We start from the raw sequence: 1,118 nt of genomic DNA, 5'->3' as shown, positions 1-1,118 counted from the left end.
ATGTGCCAACTAAATGAGACACATACAGTTGATTTTTTCTTTTGTGATAAGAGTGGAGTTTTTAGAGGTGCCCTTTTGTTATTTCCTTAAGCTTGATTTAATTATACTACGAATTAAATCGTATGTTAATGCTTTTTTAGAATTTTTTCGTATTTTTTTCGAATTTTTTATTTACAAATACGAAAATGAGCGTTATTATATAGTAAAAGACAAAAGGAGAAAAATAATGGCCAGAGGACGAGGAAAGTTAACCCCTCAAGACAAAGAGGATATGAAAATCTTTTCCGCAAATCTTAATACGATTTTGTCGGATAGGAATTGTAAGCAAGTTGAATTGTCCAGAGCGACAGGTATACCTGCTAGCACTTTAACGGGTTATGTTAAAGGAACTTCTTTGCCTATACCCGGAAATGTACAAAAGATAGCTGATTATTTTGGAGTATTAAAATCAACTTTAGACCCAAGGTTTGTAAGTGAAGATTCAGCTATCGAAGTCACTCCTATCCCGTTCCCTACTGATTCCCCAATCCAATCAATCTACGACCAACTAGCACCGCCTAGACAAGGCAAAGTCCTAACCTATGCCGAGAGGCAACTAGATGAGCAAAAAAATGAAGATAAAACGAAGTATCAGAGAAAATTGTTCAACTCTATGGTTACGACTACTACGACCACGCTGCTTCTGCTGGTACTGGACAGTATTTGAACGATGTACGAGTGGAGCGGATTGAGTTGCCAGTGGATGTCGATGCCGACTTTGTTATTCCGATTAAAGGTGACTCCATGGAGCCTGATTATCATGATGGCGACCTAGTGTTTATCCAGACAAGTGTTGATTTGAATGATGGTGTTATCGGAGTGTTTAACTACAACGGAGAGGCATATATCAAGCAACTGGTTATTGATACAGAACAAGCCTATCTACATAGCTTGAACCCTGATTACAAAGATATGCCAATCACACCAGAAACAGACTTCCGAATTATCGGGGAAGTCGTTGATTTATATAGGAATTAAACGAGGTAGACCGATGGATAATACAATAGGGCACCTCTAAAAACCTATCCAATGGACACCAAAATATGAGATAATAGCCTTATCATAAGATGAGGTTATTA

1 pseudogene is annotated in these 1,118 nt (G+C 37.7%); it reads left to right on the top strand.

Annotated elements, in window-relative coordinates:
- Positions 1 to 226: 226 nt before the first annotated feature.
- Positions 227 to 1,017, top strand: a pseudogene (locus tag K1I71_RS09490) (S24 family peptidase).
- The last annotated feature ends 101 nt before the right edge of the window (positions 1,018 to 1,118 follow it).

The organism is Streptococcus mitis, from assembly GCF_019929545.1.
Lineage (GTDB): Bacteria > Bacillota > Bacilli > Lactobacillales > Streptococcaceae > Streptococcus > Streptococcus mitis_BU.
The sequence above is the reverse complement of the archived record's forward strand: the minus strand, read 5'-3'. Positions and strand labels throughout refer to the sequence as shown.